The sequence below is a fragment of the Kitasatospora sp. NPDC101155 genome, assembly GCF_044768305.1.
Lineage (GTDB): Bacteria > Actinomycetota > Actinomycetes > Streptomycetales > Streptomycetaceae > Kitasatospora.
Window position 1 is genome coordinate 82,363 of sequence record NZ_JBIWPN010000003.1, and the last position, 17,236, is coordinate 99,598.

General features: G+C 73.2%; 15 protein-coding genes. 4 read left to right on the forward strand and 11 right to left on the reverse strand.

Annotated features, from left to right (window positions below):
• Positions 1 to 119: 119 nt before the first annotated feature.
• Positions 120 to 1,337: a cytochrome P450 gene (locus ACIRYZ_RS05085; RefSeq protein WP_402939719.1), complete on the forward strand. Its 1,218-nt coding sequence runs from the start codon at positions 120 to 122 to the stop codon at positions 1,335 to 1,337.
• 219 nt (positions 1,338 to 1,556) lie between these two features.
• Positions 1,557 to 2,645 (forward strand): PP2C family protein-serine/threonine phosphatase, encoded by a 1,089-nt coding sequence (locus tag ACIRYZ_RS05090; protein WP_402939722.1) that lies wholly within the window; start codon positions 1,557 to 1,559, stop codon positions 2,643 to 2,645.
• Here the strand turns inward: ACIRYZ_RS05090 and ACIRYZ_RS05095 are convergent.
• The gene (locus tag ACIRYZ_RS05095; protein ID WP_402939725.1) at positions 2,632 to 3,255 is read right to left on the reverse strand and encodes an exonuclease; all 624 of its coding nucleotides are present in this window, start codon (positions 3,253 to 3,255) and stop codon (positions 2,632 to 2,634) included. The two genes, ACIRYZ_RS05090 and ACIRYZ_RS05095, sit on opposite strands and share 14 nt — an antisense overlap.
• 99 nt (positions 3,256 to 3,354) lie before the next feature.
• Entirely contained in the window at positions 3,355 to 4,767 is a 1,413-nt protein-coding gene (glnA, locus tag ACIRYZ_RS05100) for a type I glutamate--ammonia ligase (protein WP_393030584.1), read from the reverse strand.
• Positions 4,768 to 5,052: 285 nt separating this feature from the next.
• Here glnA and ACIRYZ_RS05105 point away from each other — a divergent pair, with 285 nt between their 5' ends.
• Entirely contained in the window at positions 5,053 to 5,520 is a 468-nt protein-coding gene (locus tag ACIRYZ_RS05105; RefSeq protein ID WP_402939728.1) for an RDD family protein, read from the forward strand.
• A gap of 118 nt (positions 5,521 to 5,638) precedes the next feature.
• Here the strand turns inward: ACIRYZ_RS05105 and ACIRYZ_RS05110 are convergent, their stop codons facing one another.
• The 7 genes from ACIRYZ_RS05110 to ACIRYZ_RS05140 all read right to left on the reverse strand — a co-directional run bounded on the left by ACIRYZ_RS05110 (position 5,639) and on the right by ACIRYZ_RS05140 (position 13,256).
• Complete coding sequence (locus ACIRYZ_RS05110) at positions 5,639 to 6,337, reverse strand: DUF4191 domain-containing protein (protein WP_393030578.1); 699 nt, start codon at positions 6,335 to 6,337, stop codon at positions 5,639 to 5,641.
• A 100-nt stretch (positions 6,338 to 6,437) separates the two neighbouring features.
• Complete coding sequence (locus tag ACIRYZ_RS05115) at positions 6,438 to 6,638, reverse strand: hypothetical protein (protein WP_387623167.1); 201 nt, start codon at positions 6,636 to 6,638, stop codon at positions 6,438 to 6,440.
• Positions 6,639 to 6,811: 173 nt separating this feature from the next.
• Complete coding sequence (gene lipA / locus ACIRYZ_RS05120; protein ID WP_402939731.1) at positions 6,812 to 7,765, reverse strand: lipoyl synthase; 954 nt, start codon at positions 7,763 to 7,765, stop codon at positions 6,812 to 6,814.
• Between the two features lie 177 nt (positions 7,766 to 7,942).
• The gene (lipB, locus tag ACIRYZ_RS05125) at positions 7,943 to 8,713 is read right to left on the reverse strand and encodes a lipoyl(octanoyl) transferase LipB (protein ID WP_393030669.1); all 771 of its coding nucleotides are present in this window, start codon (positions 8,711 to 8,713) and stop codon (positions 7,943 to 7,945) included.
• Between the two features lie 133 nt (positions 8,714 to 8,846).
• Entirely contained in the window at positions 8,847 to 10,757 is a 1,911-nt protein-coding gene (locus ACIRYZ_RS05130) for a helix-turn-helix domain-containing protein (RefSeq protein WP_402939734.1), read from the reverse strand.
• A 52-nt stretch (positions 10,758 to 10,809) separates the two neighbouring features.
• Entirely contained in the window at positions 10,810 to 12,186 is a 1,377-nt protein-coding gene (locus tag ACIRYZ_RS05135; protein WP_402939737.1) for an MFS transporter, read from the reverse strand.
• 308 nt (positions 12,187 to 12,494) lie between these two features.
• Positions 12,495 to 13,256 (reverse strand): 3-hydroxybutyrate dehydrogenase, encoded by a 762-nt coding sequence (locus tag ACIRYZ_RS05140; RefSeq protein WP_402939740.1) that lies wholly within the window; start codon positions 13,254 to 13,256, stop codon positions 12,495 to 12,497.
• Between the two features lie 309 nt (positions 13,257 to 13,565).
• Between ACIRYZ_RS05140 and ACIRYZ_RS05145 the strand changes: the two genes are divergently transcribed.
• Complete coding sequence (locus ACIRYZ_RS05145; protein WP_402939743.1) at positions 13,566 to 15,443, forward strand: regulator; 1,878 nt, start codon at positions 13,566 to 13,568, stop codon at positions 15,441 to 15,443.
• A 121-nt stretch (positions 15,444 to 15,564) separates the two neighbouring features.
• Here the strand turns inward: ACIRYZ_RS05145 and ACIRYZ_RS05150 are convergent, their stop codons facing one another.
• The gene (locus ACIRYZ_RS05150; protein ID WP_402939746.1) at positions 15,565 to 15,708 is read right to left on the reverse strand and encodes a hypothetical protein; all 144 of its coding nucleotides are present in this window, start codon (positions 15,706 to 15,708) and stop codon (positions 15,565 to 15,567) included.
• A gap of 168 nt (positions 15,709 to 15,876) precedes the next feature.
• Entirely contained in the window at positions 15,877 to 17,208 is a 1,332-nt protein-coding gene (locus ACIRYZ_RS05155) for an FAD-dependent oxidoreductase (protein ID WP_402939749.1), read from the reverse strand.
• Positions 17,209 to 17,236: the final 28 nt, after the last annotated feature.

Consider the following 17,236-nt stretch of genomic DNA (forward strand, 5'->3'; position numbering starts at 1 on the left):
CGGCCAGCCTATCGAGGGCCCTTCCCCGGACCCGCGTCCGAACCGCCCGGACGGGAACTGTGGCGTACCCGCCGGTGGTTCACGCATCAGGAACCATCGTCTTCGGAGGGGAGCACCGGATGGACGGCGCGACGATCATCGAGCAGCTGATGACGACGGAGGTCAGGACCGACCCGTACCCGCTGTACGCGCGGGCGCACGAGCTCGGCCCGGCGGTCCCGGCGGGGGACGGGATGTACGTGGTGAGCGGGTACGCGGCGGTCAACAAGGTGCTGCGCACCCCCGCCTTCGGTGTCGCGACCGCCGACATGATGGCCGGCCTGGCCCCGGAGTTCGCCTCGCACTCCTCACTGGCCCTGTTCGGCCGCTCGATCCTCCAGCGCAACGCGCCCGACCAGCCCCGGGTCCGCTCGCTGATCGCCTCGGTGTTCACCGCCCGCCGGGTCGCCGCGCTGCGCCCGGCCGTGGAGGCGGCGGTCGACCGGCTGCTGGACGGGATGGCCGAGCAGGGCGCCGACGGCTCGCCGGTGGACTTCATGGACGCCTTCGCCTTCCGGCTGCCGGTCGGGGTGATCTGCGAGCTGCTCGGCGTCCCCGAGCAGGACCGTTACCGCTTCCGCGGCCTCGCCGCCGACCTGACCGTCGCCCTGGAGATCATCCAGGACCTCGACGAGCTGGACGACGCCGACCGGGCCGCCGACGAGCTGTCCGGGTACTTCACCGAGCTGGCCGCCGAACGCCTGGCCCGTCCGCAGGACGACCTGGTCAGCGACCTGGCCCGGATCGCCGCCGAGGACGACGGGCGGCTCGCCGCCGAGGAGCTGCTGGCCAACCTGGTGCTGCTGCTGGTGGCCGGGTTCGAGACCACCACCAACCTGCTCGGCAACGGCCTCGCACTGCTGTTCCGCCACCCCGGGGCGACCGCCGGCCTGCGCAGCGGCGCCGTCACCCCGGTCGGCTTCACCGACGAGGTGCTGCGCTTCGACTCCCCGGTCCAGGCCACCGGCCGGGTCGCGCTGGAGGAGGGGCTGAGCGTCGAGGGCCTGCCCGTCCCGCTCGGCAGCGGGGTGACCCTGCTGATCGGCGCGGCCCACCACGACCCGACCCGCTACGAGCGCCCGGAGGTGTTCGACCCGACCCGCACCGACAGCCAGCCGCTCAGCTTCGGCGGCGGCCAGCACTTCTGCCTGGGCTACCAGCTGGCCCGGCTGGAGGCCGAGGTCGCGATCCCGGCGCTGCTCGATCGCTTCCCCCGGCTCGCCCCGGGCGGGGTCCCCACCCGGCGCGACCGCCTGGTGCTGCGCGGCTTCGAGTCCCTGCCGGTGACCGTTCGCTGACCCCGGGGGCCGGGGGCCGGCCCCCGGCCCCCGGCGGCCCTGCGCCTCCGGGGCCGCCGTCGGCCCCGTCCGGCCCTGCCGGCCCCGTCGGCTTCGGAATCCGGGACGTTCGGCCGTTCGTGACCGGGCCCGTTCGTGGGGGACCATGGAGGGATGAACCGGCCATTCCGGGCCTTTCCTCCCGGACCGGCCTGGCCGGTCAGCCAGGAGGTCCCCGTCGTGTCAGCACCCCGCCCGCCGCAGCTCGCGGTCGCGCAGTCCCGGGTGCCGCGCTGGGTGCCCTGGCTGCCCGTCCTGCTGCTGGTCATCGACCTGATCGCCGAGGCCGTCGTCCCGGACGCCGTCGCCGCCGGCTTCCTGCTGACCGCTCTGCCGGTGGTGGCCGCGTTCAGCTACGGCCCGGTGCTGACCGCCGGCGCCACCGGCGGCTCGCTGGTGCTGCAACTGCTGCTGGCCCTGCGCGTGGGCCACATCAACGAGCAGCACCACGTCTGGGTCTACATCGCCACCCTGCTCTCCGGGGTGATGGGCACCGTCCTGTCCTGGCAGCGCACCCGGCAGAACCGCAACCTGCTCCAGGCCCGCACGGTCGCCGAGACCCTCCAGCGCACCGTGCTGCGGCCGGTCCCCGAGCGGGTCGGCGGCCTGCGGGTGGCCGGGCTCTACCGCCCGGCCCAGGCCGAGGTGCTGGTCGGCGGCGACCTGTACGAGGTGTGCGACACCCGCTTCGGGGTCCGGGTGCTGCTCGGCGACGTCCGCGGCAAGGGCCTCGGCGCGGTTCGTACGGTGGCCGACGTGCTCGGCGCCTTCCGGGCGGCCGCCCACGACACCCTGGGCCTGGTCGAGCTCGCCGACCAGCTGGACCGCGCGGTGCTGCGCGACGCGGCCGAGCGCGGCGACGACGAGCTCTTCGTCACCGCCGTCCTGCTCCAGTACCGGCCGGGCACCGACTGCGTGGAGATCGTCAACCGCGGCCACACCATCCCACTGCTGCTCGCCGCCGGCACCATCGCCCCGGTGGCCTGCGCCGACGAGCTCCCGCTCGGCCTCGGCCACCTCGGGCCCGACGACGAGCCCGCCAAACCGACCACCGTCGCCCTGCCCCCGGGCCACACCGTCCTGGTCTACACCGACGGCGTCAGCGAGGCCCGCGACGGCGCCGGCGCCTTCTACCCGCTGGCCCCGCGCCTCGCCGCCCTGGGCAGCACCGCCCCCGACCGGGTGGTCTCCTTCCTGGCCCAGGACGTCCACGGGTTCGCCGGCCTGCTCGCCGACGACCTCGCCGTCCTCGCCCTCACCCCGGAGTAGCCCCCTGCCACTCCCACAGGTTCGCGAACAGCACCGCCTGCTCGCGTGCGTCGTCGAGCGCGTGGTGCGTGTGGGGCAGGTCCGGGAGCAGCTCCGGCGGCATCGACCGCTTCCCGATCCCGGCGAACGGCACCCCCGCCCGCGCCGCGTACAGCGTCTTCAGGTCCAGGCATCCGGAGTGCCCGAACGGGCTGGCACCGGTGAACCGCATCAGGTACCAGTACAGGAACTGCCAGTCGTACACCGCGGGGTAGGCCACCATCACCGGCCGGTACCGCCGCCCCTGCGGCCCGGTCCGCACCCGCTCCACCCACCGCCCGAACTCCCGCAGCGCCGCCCCGGGCTCCGCCCCACCCGTCTCCAGCGCGGCCCGCTCCAAGCCCGACACCGCCAGCGCCTGCGGGTCGTACTCCGCGCTGATCGGCCGCAACTCCCGGTAGAACGCCGCCGCCACCCCCGGCTCCGCCCGCCGGAACCCCTCCCCGTCGTGCCACCCGGCCACCACCGCCCCGAAGCTCACCATCGAGTACGGCCCCGGGATCGGCCCGTCCGCCTCCACGTCCACCGACACGTACACCGTCGGCGTCATCCCGCCGTTCCTGCTTCCCATGCCCCCATCCAACCCACCCCCGCAACCGGATTCCCGCCGGCGAAAACGCCTGCGGGGGCGCGGACGTGGCGTCCGCGCCCCCGCAGGGTGGGTGCTTCCTTACAGGTCGTAGTACAGCTCGAACTCGTGCGGGTGGGGCCGGAGGGCGATCGGGGCGATCTCGTTGGTGCGCTTGAAGTCGATCCAGGTCTCGATCAGGTCCGGGGTGAAGACGTTGCCGGCGAGGAGGTACTCGTGGTCGGCCTCCAGGGCTTCCAGGACGGCGGGGAGGGAGGAGGGCACCTGCGGGACGTTGGCGTGCTCCTCGGGGGCGAGCTCGTAGAGGTCCTTGTCGACCGGCTCCAGCGGCTCGATCTTGTTGCGGATGCCGTCGAGGCCGGCCATCAGCATGGCGGAGAAGGCCAGGTAGGGGTTGGAGGACGGGTCCGGGGCGCGGAACTCGATGCGCTTGGCCTTGGCGTTGGAGCCGGTGATCGGGATGCGGATCGCGGCCGAGCGGTTGCGCTGCGAGTAGACCAGGTTGACCGGCGCCTCGAAGCCCGGCACCAGACGGTGGTAGGAGTTCACCGATGGGTTGGTGAAGGCCAGCAGCGAGGGGGCGTGCCGGAGCAGGCCGCCGATGTAGTAGCGGGCGGTGTCGGACAGGCCGGCGTAGCCCTGCTCGTCGTAGAAGAGCGGCGAGCCCTCGCTCCACAGCGACTGGTGGACGTGCATGCCCGAGCCGTTGTCGCCGAAGATCGGCTTCGGCATGAAGGTGGCCGTCTTGCCGTTGCGCCAGGCGACGTTCTTGATGATGTACTTGAACAGCATCAGGTCGTCGGCGGCGTGCAGCAGGGTGTTGAACTTGTAGTTGATCTCCGCCTGGCCGGCCGTGCCGACCTCGTGGTGCTGGCGCTCGACCTCAAGGCCGGCCTTGGCCAGCTCCAGCGACATCTCGGCGCGCAGGTCGGCGAAGTGGTCCACCGGCGGGACGGGGAAGTAGCCGCCCTTGTACTTGACCTTGTAGCCGCGCGCGTCGCCCTCGGCGGCGCCGGTGTTCCAGGCGCCCGCCTCCGAGTCGATGTGGTAGAAGGACGCGTTGGCGCTGGTCTCGAACCGCACCGAGTCGAAGACGTAGAACTCCGCCTCGGGCCCGAAGAAGGCGGTGTCGGCGATGCCGGAGGACGCGAGGTAGGCCTCGGCCTTCTTGGCGACGTTGCGGGGGTCACGGCTGTAGGCCTCGCCGGTGACCGGGTCCTGGATGAAGAAGTTGATGTTGAGGTGCTTCTCGGCCCGGAACGGGTCGAGGCGGGCGGTGGCGAGGTCCGGCACGAGGGCCATGTCGGACTCGTGAATGGCCTGGAAGCCGCGGATCGACGAGCCGTCGAACATCAGGATCTCGGACGGGTCGAAGGTCGCCGCAGGTACGGAGAAGTGCTGCAGTACGCCCGGCAGGTCGCAGAAGCGGACGTCGACGAACTTCACGTCGTTGTCCTGGATGAACTGCTTCACTTCGGCGGCGTTGTTGAACATCCATCCTCCTCGGCGTGCGAATTGGGCTCACCCTAGGAATGGGTCGTTTCCAGTCGGTGACCCGCTCGTTTCCTAGATGTTAACCAGGACCGCCGAACGGGTGGCAAAGGTGTACGGCACGGGGCAAATCACCCCGCCGACCTGGAGACCCTTGGGCAAATGGTCTGGACCACTTGGTAAGCCCGGTGATCGGGATTCACCCGGTCGGGGCGGGGCCCGGTGCCGCGCCCCGCCCGGAGGGGAGCCGGTGCGGGCGCCCGGGGTCAGCCCGGTTAGTGTGGATTCGTGGACACCAGAGAAGCGTTGGGATCGTGGATCGACGGCCCGAAGGCGGCCGCCGAGAAGATGGGCGCCGACTTCGGCTACCGCGGCGAGCGCCTCGGACTGCCCGAGGAGGGCCCCGGCTCGATCGCCGGCCCCGGCCGACGGATCGGCTCCCTGTTCGTGGACGGCTGGCTGGTCGCCCTGGTCTCCTACGGTCTGATCGCCAAGGGTGACCAGGCCGAGGCCAACCTGTGGACCCTCCCGCTCTACTTCCTGGTCGCCGCCGTCCTGCTCGCCACCACCGGCACGACCGTCGGCAAGCGGCTGTTCGGCCTCCGGGTGGTCCGCCTGGACGGCCGCCGCGCGACCATCCCGCAGGTCCTGCTGCGCACCGTCCTGCTCTGCCTGGTGGTGCCGGCACTGGTCTGGGACCGCGACACCCGCGGCCTGCACGACAAGGCGGTCGGCACGGTCGAGGTCCGGATCTGACGACGTCCACGTGGGCGGTCACGCACGACAGCTGCGACCGCCCAACGGCTGAACGCCGAACGGCCCCGCTGAGGAAACTCAGCGGGGCCGTTCTCGTGTCGTCAGGGGAGGGGAGAGGTCAGCGGGCCTGGCCGCCCTTGGGCATTCGGGCGCCCTTGGGCATCGGGCCCTTGGGGATCGGCGCCTTGGAGAGCAGGTCGCCCAGCGCGCGCAGGCGGTCGTTGGTCTCGGTGACCTGGGAGGCGGTGATGGCGCGGGGCAGGCGCATCAGGTGGATCTGCAGCTTCTTGAGCGGGATCTCGCCCTCGCCGTTGCCCACCACGATGTCGTGCACCGGCACGTCGCCGACCACGCGGGCCATCTTCTTCTTCTCGGAGGCCAGCAGCTGGCGCACCCGGTTCGGGTTGCCCTCGCCGATCAGCGCGATGCCGGCCCGGCCCACGGCGCGGTAGACCGCGTCCTGGTTACGGGTGACCGCGACCGGGGTGGAATTGGAGCTCCAGCCGCGCCGGATGTTGTTCAGCACCGCCGCGACGGCGCCCGGCTGCCCCTCCATCTGACCGAACGCGGCGCGCTCGGCCCGGCGCCCGAAGACGATCGCCATGGCCAGGACGGCCACGATGAAGCCCAGGATGCCCAGGTAGATGGGGTGGTCGATCGCGAAGCCGATGGCGAGGAACACGCCGAAGGTCAGCAGGCCGACGCCGGCGATGATCAGGCCGATCTTGGTGTCGACCTTCTTGGTCATGGTGTACGCCAGGCGGATCTGCTTCAGTCGCCCGGGGTTCTCGGATGTTTCCCTCGCCATAACGCTCATGGTACGTGGCGCGGGTACGGGATATCCAAGCCCGGGTACCCGTTCGCCCGAACCGTGACCTGTGTGCGCGTGCACCGTCGCGCACAGCGACGGCGGGGCCTCAGGGGCGTACGGAGCGTGCCCTCGCCGTGCCTGCCGCCGCCCCGCCCGCCAGGGCGTCGTGCCGGCGGTCCGCCGCGTACCGGCGGTTCTCGCACACCGCCGCCCAGGCGTTGAGTCGCGCGTGCCGCTGGCCGGGCGCCAGCAGGACGCTCTCGGCGAACCGCAGCGCCACCCCCACCGACCGGATCCGCATCCGCATGCCGAACAGCTCCTCTCGTGGCTGAGAAGAATCGAACGCTCACTAGGCGTCCATCATCCCCACCCCGTGTTACCAGCCCGTGACCAGGCAGTCAAAGCGTGGTGAAGCTCGAAAGGGCGGAGCCGCAGCTCCGCCCTTCGAATGGCTCAGTGGCCGAATCCTGCCCCGGAACGTCAGACCGTGGCCTGCGCGCGCCGCTCCAGCGCCTGCCGGTACAGCCGGCCGGCCCGGTACGACGAACGCACCAGCGGCCCCGACATGACACCCGCGAAGCCCAGCTCCTCGGCCTCCTCCTGGAGCTCGACGAACTCCTGCGGCTTCACCCAGCGCTCCACCGGGTGGTGGCGCAGCGAGGGGCGCAGGTACTGGGTGATGGTGATCAGCTCGCAGCCGGCCCCGACCAGGTCGGCCAGCGCCTGGCTGACCTCCTCGCGGGTCTCGCCCATGCCCAGGATCAGGTTGGACTTGGTCACCAGCCCGGCCGCGCGGGCCTGGGTGATGACGTCGAGCGAGCGCTCGTACCGGAACGCCGGGCGGATCCGTTTGAAGATGCGCGGAACCGTCTCGACGTTGTGCGCGAGCACCTCGGGGCGGGAGGAGAAGACCTCGGCCAGCTGCTCGGGCACCGCGTTGAAGTCGGGGATGAGCAGCTCGACGCCGGTACGGCCGCCCGCGCGCTCGGCGGTCATCGCGTGCACCTGGCGCACGGTCTCGGCGTACAGCCAGGCGCCGCCGTCCTCCAGGTCGTCGCGGGCGACGCCGGTGATGGTGGCGTAGTTGAGGTCCATGGTGACGATGGACTCGGCGACCCGGCGCGGCTCGTCGCGGTCGAACTCGGCGGGCTTGCCGGTGTCGATCTGACAGAAGTCGCAGCGGCGGGTGCACTGGTCACCGCCGATGAGGAAGGTCGCCTCGCGGTCCTCCCAGCACTCGAAGATGTTGGGGCAGCCGGCCTCCTGGCAGACCGTGTGCAGCCCCTCCTTCTTCACCAGCGACTGGAGGGCGTTGTACTCCGGGCCCATCTTCGCGCGGGTCTTGATCCACTCGGGCTTCCGCTCGATGGGGGTCTCGCTGTTGCGGACCTCCAGGCGGAGCAGCTTCCTGCCGTCGGGCGCGACAGCGGACACGTGCGACTCCTAGAACTAGACGGGGTACCCCCAGGGTACGCCTGTGGTTGTACGGCCTGTGCCGGGCCTGCCGCCCTGCAATCGCAGGGCAACGCGGCTACCGGCCAGTAGATTCCCAGCGGCTGGCGGTTCCAGCCGCATCGGCACCGGGCTTCAGCGGCTGAACGGCGGCGGGCTTCAGCGGCTGAGCGCAGGCTCCGGCAGCTCGGCGAAGACGTCCTTCAGGTGCCGCTCGACGGCCGGCAGCGCTTCGCCGACACCGAAATCGCGCCCCAGCTCGCCGGCCAGCGAGGCCACGCCCGCGTCCCGGATGCCGCAGGGCACGATCTTGTCGAAGTACGTCATGTCGGGGTCGCAGTTGAGCGCGAAGCCGTGCATGGTCACCCCGCGGGCGACCCGGACACCGATCGCGGCGAGCTTGCGGTCGCCGCCGCGCTGCCCGGCGTTGGACGGGGCGTACTCGGGCCCGGCCAGGCGCGGGTCGATGCCCAGCGGCAGGCCCATCCGCAGGGTCAGCTTGCCGATGTCCACCACCTCGGCCGGGTCCACCACGGCGTCCGGGATGTTCTGGCCCAGCACCCAGACCCCGCTGCGGCCCTCGACCCGGGTGGTCTCGACGCCGAAGTCGGCGGCGGCGCGGATCAGCGCCTCCTCCAGCCGGCGGACGTACGCGATCACGTCGATCGGGTCGGGCAGCTTGATGATCGGGTAGCCGACCAGCTGGCCGGGGCCGTGCCAGGTGATCTCCCCACCCCGGTTGACCTCGACCACGGGGGTGCCGTCCAGCGGCAGGTCGGCGGGGTTGGTGCGCTTGCCCATGGTGTAGACGGGCGGGTGCTCCAGCAGCAGCACGGTGTCGGGGATCTCGTCCGCGACCCGCAGTGCGTGCAGGCGCTGCTGCTCCTCCCACGCCTCCTCATAGGGGACGACGTGCTCGCCTATGCCCATCCGCACGAACCGCACGTTATCGCTCACCGCACCGCGCTCCTCGCCAGGCGTTCGGGGCCGGCCTTGCGTTACGGGACCAGCCTCGCGTTCGAGACCAACCTCGCCACTGTACGCCCACGCCCGTACCGGCCGTTCAGCCGCCCGAGAGCAGCTGCAGCCGCAGCGCCAACTGCAGCTCCAGCGAGCGCTCCGGCCGGCTCCAGTCCCGCCCGAGCAGCGCCTCGACCCGGTCCAGCCGCTGCACCACGGTGTTCACGTGGACGTGCAGCTCGTCCTTGGCCCGGGTGAGGCTGCCGCCGCAGTCGAAGTAGGCGCGCAGGGTGCGGACCAGCTCGGTGCCGCGCCGGGCGTCGTACGCGAGCAGCGGGCCGAGCGTCGCGCCGACGAAGCCGTCCACGTCGTGGCCGTCGCCGAGCAGCACCCCGAGGAAGCCCAGCGCGTCGGCCGAGGCGCCCTCCCCGGCGCGGCCGAGCACCCGCAGGGCGCGCACGCAGCGCAGGCCCTCGGCGTACGCGGCGGCCAGTGCCCGGGGTCCGGCGGCGGGGCGGCCGGCGCCGACGGTGACCGGGAAGCCGGCCAGCCGGGCCAGCCGCTCGGCGGCCTGCCGGGCGGTCCCCTCGGCGTCGCCGGTCGTGCCCGCTTCGAGCGGCACCAGCAGCACCACCGCCTCGCCGTGCTCGGCGCCGACGCCCCGGGCGCCGAACAGGTACCGCCGGGCGGCGCCCGCGAGCCGTCCCCGCTCGTCGCCGTCGCCGTGCGCCGGTTCGGCGACCAGCACCAGGTGCGGCCGGGCGAGGTCGACCCCGAGCCGGCGGCCGCGCGCGGTGAGCCCGGCCGGGTCGCGCTCGGGGGCGGTGAGCAGGTCGGTGAGCAGCTCGCCGCGGACCCGGTTCTCGGTCTCCGCCACCGAGCGGCGCAGCAGCAGGAGCAGCGCGGTCACCACGCTGGCCCGCTCGAACAGCCGCCGGTCGGCGTCGTCGAGGTCGGGCCGTCCGCGCAGCACCATGGTGCCGAGCGCGTCGTGTCCGGCCAGCACCGCGCACACCCACAGCCCGCCGTGCCGTACCGACCGGCCCTCGGCCCGGGACGCGGCCACTGCCCCGGCCAGCTCGGCGGCGGGCGTCGGCCGCCCGGCCAGCGGCTCGCCCTCGGCGTCCAGGACCGCTATCTCCCCGTCCAGCAGGAGCGCGACGGCGGCGGCGACGTCCGGCACCTCGGCGCCGCGCAGGACCAGGTCGGTGAGCCGGTCGTGCGCCTGCTCGGCGCGCTGGACGGCGGCGGAGTGGGCCCGGACCAGCTCGTTCGCGGTGTTCAGCTCGGCGATCGCGGCCCGGGTGTCGGCCAGGGACTTGGCGGTGTCCAGGGCGATCGCGGCGTGCGCGGCCAGCGTGCAGAGCAGCGCGACCTCGTCGGGGGAGAAGGCGCGCGGCGAGCGGTCGGCGGCGAACAGGACGCCGATGACCTGCCCGCCGAGCAGCAGCGGCACCCCGATGATCGCCACCAGGCCCTCGTCCAGCACGGCCGCGTCGATCGTGCCGGTGTGGTGGAAGCGTTCGTCGGTGCGGTAGTCGGGGGTGGCGTACGGGCGGGCGGTCTGGGCGACCAGCCCGCCCAGGCCGTCGCCGAGGCTGAGCCGCAGGGTCTGGAAGAGCACGGAGACCGAGCCGTCGGTGACCCGCATGTAGGTGTCGCCGGCGGCCTCGTCCGGCAGGGTCAGGTACGCGGTGTCGGTGCCGAGCAGCATCCGGGCCCGGCGGACGATCGCCTGCAGCACGGTGTCCAGCTCCCGGGAGGCGGCCAGGTCCCCGGCGGTGTCGAACAGTGCGGTCAACTCGGCCTCTCGGCGCCGGTGTTGATGCAACGTACGGTGCACCCGCAGGGCCTGCCAGGTGGCGTCGTCGATCTCGGCGAGGACGCCGGCCGGCGCCCCGCGGCGGCGGGCGTCGGCCAGCACCTCGGCGAAGTCCTCGGTGGCGGCGCCGGAGGCGAGCAGGTCGAGCAGCCGCCGCAGCGCGGGTGCGGCGCCCTCGTCGGGGTGGTTCATGGTGCGGGCCGCCAATCGGCGTCGGTTCCGACGGTTGCGAGGAACCGCGATGCTATCGGCTCAACCCTCGGGCCACGGCGGGCTTTCCGGCCGCGGCACCGTCCGCCGGCTGCTCCTCGACCTCGGTGAGGTCCTGCCCTCTGGTCTCCCGTGCGCACAGCACCGCCAGCACGGTGATCGCCGCCGCGACGGCCACGTACGCCGCGATGGGGGTGGCGCTGCCGTAGTCCCTGAGTAGCGCGGTGGCGATCAGCGGGGCGGGCGCCCCGGCGGCCACCGAGGCGAACTGGGCGCCGATCGAGGCCCCCGAGTACCGCAGCCTGGTCGCGAACAGCTCGGTGAAGAAGGCCGCCTGCGGCGCGTACATCGCGCTGTGGAACACCAAACCGACGGTCACCGCGACCACCAGCGCCCCGAAGGACTCGGTGTCCACCATCCCGAAGAACACGAACGCCCAGACGCCGACCCCGGCCGCTCCCACCAGGTACACCGGTTTGCGCCCGACCCGGTCGGACAGCGCCCCGAACAGCGGGATCAGCGCGAACTGGATCGCCGAGGCGATCAGTACGGCGTTCAGCGCGCTCTGCTTGTCGAAGTGCGCGTGGTTGACGGCGTACGTGAGCACAAAGGTCGTCATCACGTAGTACGAGATGTTCTCCGCCATCCGCGCGCCCATGGCCACCAGCACCTCGCGCCAGTGGTGCTTCAACACCCCCACCAGTGGCGCCGGTTCGGCCTCCTTCCGGGCCTGCGCCGCCCGCAGCGCCTGCCGGAACAGCGGCGACTCGTCCACTGCCAGCCGGATCCACATCCCGACCCCGACCAGCACCGCCGACAACAGGAACGGCACCCGCCACCCCCACGCCAGGAACGCGCTGTCCGACTGCACCGTCGTCATCAACGACAGCACCCCCGCCGCCAGCAGGTTCCCGGCCGGCGCCCCGCCCTGCGGCCACGACGCCCAGAACCCCCGCCGCCGCTGGTCCCCGTGCTCCGACACCAGCAGCACCGCCCCGCCCCACTCCCCGCCGAGCGCGAACCCCTGCACCAGCCGGAGCGTCGTCAACAGCACCGGCGCCGCCACCCCGATCGACCCGTACGTCGGCAGCAGTCCGATCGCCGTGGTCGACCCGCCCATCAGCAGCAGGCTCACCACCAGCAGCTTCTTCCGCCCCACCCGGTCCCCGAAGTGACCGAACACCAAGGCCCCGAGCGGCCGCGCCGCGAACCCGATCGCATAGGTCAGGAACGACAGCAGCGTCCCGGTGAGCGGATCGGTGTTCGGGAAGAACAGCTTCCCGAACACCAGCGCCGCCGCCGTTCCGTACAGGAAGTAGTCGTACCACTCGATCGTCGTGCCGATCAGACTCGCGGCCACCACTCGCGGGAGTGAGCTGGTCGCCGCCGAACCACGTGCAGGGGCCTTCATGGGTCACCACTTCCAGGTCCAGAGGGGGAGGATGTCGCCACAAGGTAGGAACCCCACGCCCCCGGGACTATGTGACCGACTCACACATCGCCTCGGATGGATATGGCCGACCACCCCATGACCGCCTCAGTCCCTGGCCGTTGCCCACCTCCCACCCCTGACCCCGTCCCGTCCCGCCCGTCACCGCTTCGGCGCTGCCGAAGCAGTTGAAGTAGCGGGAGCTGAGCTACCGCTCTCGCCCTCCCTCACATCTCTCTTTCTCCCTCTCTCACTTGAGGATGCGCGCCAGGTGCTCGTAGGGGATCGACTCAGTGCGCCGTCCACCCGCCGTCGATCGGGAGGCTGGCGCCGGTGATGTAGGAGGCGGGTGGGGAGCAGAGCCAGAGGGCGAGGGCGGCGACCTCGGAGGGTTCGATGAGGCGCTTGACGGCGGTGCGGTCGAGCATGACGCGGTCGACGACCTCGTCCTCGGGGATGCCGTGGGCGAGGGCCTGGGCGGTGATCTGCCGCTCGACCAGGGGGGTGCGGACGTAGCCCGGGTTGAGGCAGTTGCTGGTGACGCCGTGGGGGGCGCCTTCGAGCGCGACGGTCTTGCTGAGGCCTTCCAGGGCGTGCTTGGCGGTGACGTACGCGGACTTGAAGGCGCTGGCGCGCAGGCCGTGGACGGAGGAGATGTTGACGATCCGGCCCCACCGCTGTCCGTACATGTGGGGGAGGGTGCGGCGCAGGATGCGGAACGGGGCCTCGACCATGACGCGTTGCATGAGGGTGAAGCGGTCGAGCGGGAACTCGTGCACGGGCGCGAGGTGTTGCAGGCCGGCGTTGTTGACCACGATGTCGGCGTCGTCCGGCAGGGCGTCCACGGCCTCGGGGTCCGCGAGGTCCGTGACGATCGCGCGCCCGCCGATCCGCTCGGCGAGGTCCCGGGCCGGGCCGGCCGCGAGGTCGACGACGTAGACCCGGGCGCCGGCCCCGGCGAAGGCCTCGGCGCAGGCGCGGCCGATGCCCGAGGCGGCGCCGGTCACCAGGGCCGTGCGGCCGTCGAGCGGGCGGGCAGTAGAGGTGTCCATGGCCGAGAACGGTAGGAATCCGGCGGCGCGGCTCCCATGTGGCGGGCCGCTACAGCAGCAGGGTTCCCCATGTCGGAAACCGACATGACGGTCGATCGGCGGTTCGACCCCGGAAGGCCAAACCCATCCTGACCTCGCTTCCCCACAATGGGCGCGGTTGCTTCACCCGTTCGGAGGATTGCTCGGTCAGATCCACCCATAGCGCCCGAATGCTCGCTACATTCACGCCGATTCCCGACAGGGGGCGCCGCCCCAGGCCGCCGAAGTGCTGGTAGAGCCCGGTGCGACGTCCGAGAGGTGTTGACTGACATGCCCCAACGGCCTGCAACCGACAGCCCGGCGTACGGACCGCTCGACCCGCTCGGCCAGCACCGAGGTCCGGTCGGCCGGGCCCTTCCGGACGCCCCCGACGCCCTGGCCCCCAACGCCCTGACCGGCGACACGCTGACCACCGACGCCCCGACCGCAGACGAACTGCGGCTGCCCGTGCAGGCCGCACCGAACCGGCACGAAGCCACCGCCGCACCCGCCCCCGCGACCACCAGCGGCCGCGGCAGCCACACCGGCCACTCCGGCTCGGCCCCGCAGAACGGCCAGCTCGCCGCGCTGATCGAGGAGGCCGGCTTCTCGCACGCCGGCCTGGCCCGCCGGGTCGACCAGCTCGGCCTGGAGCACGGCCTCGACCTGCGCTACGACAAGACCTCGGTCACCCGCTGGCTGCGCGGTCAGCAGCCCCGCGGCGCCACCCCGGCGCTGATCGCAGAGGTCTTCACCCGCCGCCTCGGCCGCCGCCTCACCGCCCAGGACCTCGGCCTGGACGCCTGCGCCCCGGTCTACGCGGGCCTGGAGTTCGCCGAGACCCCGCAGGAGGCGGTGGACATCGTGGCGAGCATGTGGCGCAAGGACAACGGCCCGCAGTCCGAGCTGCGCCGGATCGCCTTCACCCCGGCCGGGCTGGTCGTCCCCAGCCGCGACTGGCTGATCGGCCGCACCGACGAGCGGGTCGCCCGGGACGGCTCCACCCTGGTCCGCCCGGACGCCGCCACCGGCCCGCCGGGCACCGCCCCCACCCCACCCGCGCAGAGCGCCACGAGCGCGCCCGGCGCCCTCGCCCTGAGCCCCGCGCGCGGCCAGGCCCCCGGCGTCCCCGGCTCCCGCAGCACCGCCGGAACCACCGGCACCGCCGCCACCATCGGCCGGGTGCCCACCCAGAGCCGCCGCCCGCCGGCCGCCGTCGAGCCGTCGTACACCGACCCGACCCGCGAGACGCGCCCCGCCCTACGGGTCGGCCGCGGCGACATCGCCGCCATCCGCGCCGTCGGCGACCTCTTCCGCGCGCTCGACCACGCCTACGGCGGCGGTCACGCCCGCCAGGCACTGGTCCGCTACCTGGAGAGCGAGGCCGAGCCGATGCTGCGCGGCCGCTACGGTGAGCAGATCGGCCGGGCCCTGTTCGGCGCGGTCGCCGACCTGACCAGGCTGGCCGGCTGGACGTCCTTCGACATCGCCGCGCACGGCCTCGCCCAGCGCTACTTCGTCCAGGCGCTGCGCCTCTCCCAGGCCGCCGGGGACCGCGCGCTCGGTGGCTACGTCCTGGTGACGATGAGCCATCAGGCCGTCCACCTGGGCCACGGCCGGGAGGCCGTCCAGCTCGCCCGGGTCGCCCAGCAGGGCGTGGGCACCGCCGTTCCGCCGGTGGTCCAGTCGCTGATGCACGCCGCCGAGGCGCGCGGGCACGGCCTGCTGGGCGACGTCCGCTCCTGCACCACCGCCCTGGTCCGGGCCGAGCGCTCGCTCGCCGCCTCCCGGACGGGCGACGAACTGCCCTCCTGGGCGCGGTACTTCGACGAGGCGCAGCTCTCCGACGAGTTCGCCCACTGCTACCGCGACCTCCAGCAGTGGCGCACCTCCGCGCAGCACGCCGAGAAGTCGCTGCGGCTGCGCTCTCCCGCCTACGCCCGCAGCCGGATCTTCTGCCGGCTGGTGCTGGCCACCGCCCGGCTCGGCATGGGCGACCTCGACGAGGCCTGCACGATGGCCACCGACGCGCTGCGGGCGGCGGGGGAGATGCGCTCGGCCCGCTCGCTGGAGTACGTCCGGGACTTCCACCGCCGTCTCACCCCCTACCGGGGCAGCCCGGTGGCCCGCGCCTTCGAGGAGACGGCCCGCCAGGCGGGGGTGATCTGAGCGCGCGCCTGACGACACCCGACCACACGGATCACCCGCCCGACCACCCGACAACCGGGCCGAGCAGGACTACCGGCTCCCGGCCCGGACCCTCGGCTGCTCAGCCGAGGGCCCGGGCCGATCAGGGCACCGAGCACGATCTCGAACACGACGGTCGGTACGGCGGTACGGCGATCCGCCGCGGCAGCCGGTCGGTGAGCAGTGGCGCGGCGACGGCTGCCGCGGGGATCAGGATCAGTGCGACCGGCTGGGCGGAGGCGCTCACCGCGAGACGGTCGATCGGCGGAAGTCATCCGATGAACGGTCAGAGCGTGTACATCGGCATCCCGGCACGCCGTCGGTCTGTCACCCCGGCAGACCGCTGGCGTGTTCGGACGACCGAACAGCACGCCCGAGCGGCACGTCCGAGCAGCACGCCCCAAGGCCTACGGCCTCAGGCCGCCGCCTCGGCCTCCCGCGCGTCCGCCGGCAGCCCGAGGTCGCGCAGCACCGCCCACGCCGCCCGCCGCCCGGAGACCAGTGCGCCCTGCACGGTGCTGGTGTCCCGGTGGTCCCCGGCGACGTACAGCCCGGCCAGCACCCGCACCGGTCGGCGCGGGTTGTGCGGCGGCGGCATCGCGGGCAGCGCGTCCGGGACGTGCCGCACGCTGAGGAACTGCCAACCCGCCGTCGAGGCGCCGTACAGCTCGGCCAGCCGGGCCCGGACGGCCGGTTCCAGTCCGGCCGGGCCGCCCGCGTCGAAGGAGCGCCGCCCGAGCACGGTGGTGGCGACCAGCGCCTGCCCGGCCGGGGCGAAGGACGGGTGCAGCTCGCTGAGCACCAGCGAGTGCGAGACCAGCGGCGGGTGCCCGTTCGGCCGGTCGCCGTCGAGCAGCAGTACGGCCTCGTTCAGCGGGGCGCGGTCGGCCGCGTGGAAGAAGGTGGTGACGGGGTGGAAGTCCGGCAGCCGTAGCCCGGGCAGCAGTTCGACGGCGGAGCGGGCGTCGGTGGCGACCACGACGGCCTGGGCGCCGATCCGCCCGTGGGCGAGGGTCTCCACGCCGTCGGCGGTGACCGAGGTGACCTGCACCCCGGTCCGCACGGTGCCGGCGGGCAGTGCGGCGGCCAGCTGGGCGGGCACGGCTGCGATCCCGTCGGCGGGCAGACAGAGCCGTCCGCGGGCGTAGGAGCGCAGCACCAGGTCGGCGATCCGGCTGCTGGTGCCGAGCGCCGGATCGCTGAGCAGCGCGCTGAGCAACGGGCGCAGGAAGCCGTCCACGGTGCGCGGGGCGAGGCCGTGGCCGGCCAGGGCGCGGGCGGCGGTGGTCTCCGGGCGGGCCTGCAGCCGGCCGGCCGGGGTGGTGGCGATCCGGCCGAGCCAGCTGCCGAGGCGGGCCTTGTCCAGCGGGCTGCCGAGCGGCGCCCGGGTGGCGGCCTGGCGGGCGGTGGTGAGCTGTGGGTCCCCGGCGCGGTAGCGGCGTCCGGCGCTGTGCACCAGCACGCCGGGCGTGAGCTGGCGCAGGTCCAGGCGGTCGAGGTCGAGCGCCCGGCGCAGCTCGGGGAAGGCGGTGTTCAGCAGGTGGCTGCCGTCGTCGAGCCGGAATCCGTCCAGCTCGCGGGTGGCCATCCGGCCGCCGATCCGGTCGGTGGTCTCCAGGACCTGAACGGCGAGGCCGCGGCCGGTGAGTGCGCGGGCGGCGGCCAGGCCCGCGAGTCCGGCGCCGACCACGACGACGTCCGGGTCGGACGGTCGACGGGCGCGGCGGGTGAAGTCGTATGTGGGCACTGGCGTGCTCCCTCCCTGGTCCCGGGGC

What these genes read in the sequence shown, in the direction of transcription:
- ACIRYZ_RS05085 (WP_402939719.1), top strand. Translation starts at nt 120, where the DNA reads ATGGACGGCGCGACGATCATCGAGCAGCTGATGACGACGGAGGTCAGG.
- ACIRYZ_RS05095 (WP_402939725.1), bottom strand. Translation starts at nt 3,255, where the DNA reads ATGGGAAGCAGGAACGGCGGGATGACGCCGACGGTGTACGTGTCGGTG.
- glnA (WP_393030584.1), bottom strand. Translation starts at nt 4,767, where the DNA reads ATGTTCAACAACGCCGCCGAAGTGAAGCAGTTCATCCAGGACAACGAC.
- ACIRYZ_RS05110 (WP_393030578.1), bottom strand. Translation starts at nt 6,337, where the DNA reads ATGAGCGTTATGGCGAGGGAAACATCCGAGAACCCCGGGCGACTGAAG.
- ACIRYZ_RS05115 (WP_387623167.1), bottom strand. Translation starts at nt 6,638, where the DNA reads ATGCGGATGCGGATCCGGTCGGTGGGGGTGGCGCTGCGGTTCGCCGAG.
- lipB (WP_393030669.1), bottom strand. Translation starts at nt 8,713, where the DNA reads ATGGGCATAGGCGAGCACGTCGTCCCCTATGAGGAGGCGTGGGAGGAG.
- ACIRYZ_RS05130 (WP_402939734.1), bottom strand. Translation starts at nt 10,757, where the DNA reads ATGAACCACCCCGACGAGGGCGCCGCACCCGCGCTGCGGCGGCTGCTC.
- ACIRYZ_RS05135 (WP_402939737.1), bottom strand. Translation starts at nt 12,186, where the DNA reads ATGAAGGCCCCTGCACGTGGTTCGGCGGCGACCAGCTCACTCCCGCGA.
- ACIRYZ_RS05140 (WP_402939740.1), bottom strand. Translation starts at nt 13,256, where the DNA reads ATGGACACCTCTACTGCCCGCCCGCTCGACGGCCGCACGGCCCTGGTG.
- ACIRYZ_RS05145 (WP_402939743.1), top strand. Translation starts at nt 13,566, where the DNA reads ATGCCCCAACGGCCTGCAACCGACAGCCCGGCGTACGGACCGCTCGAC.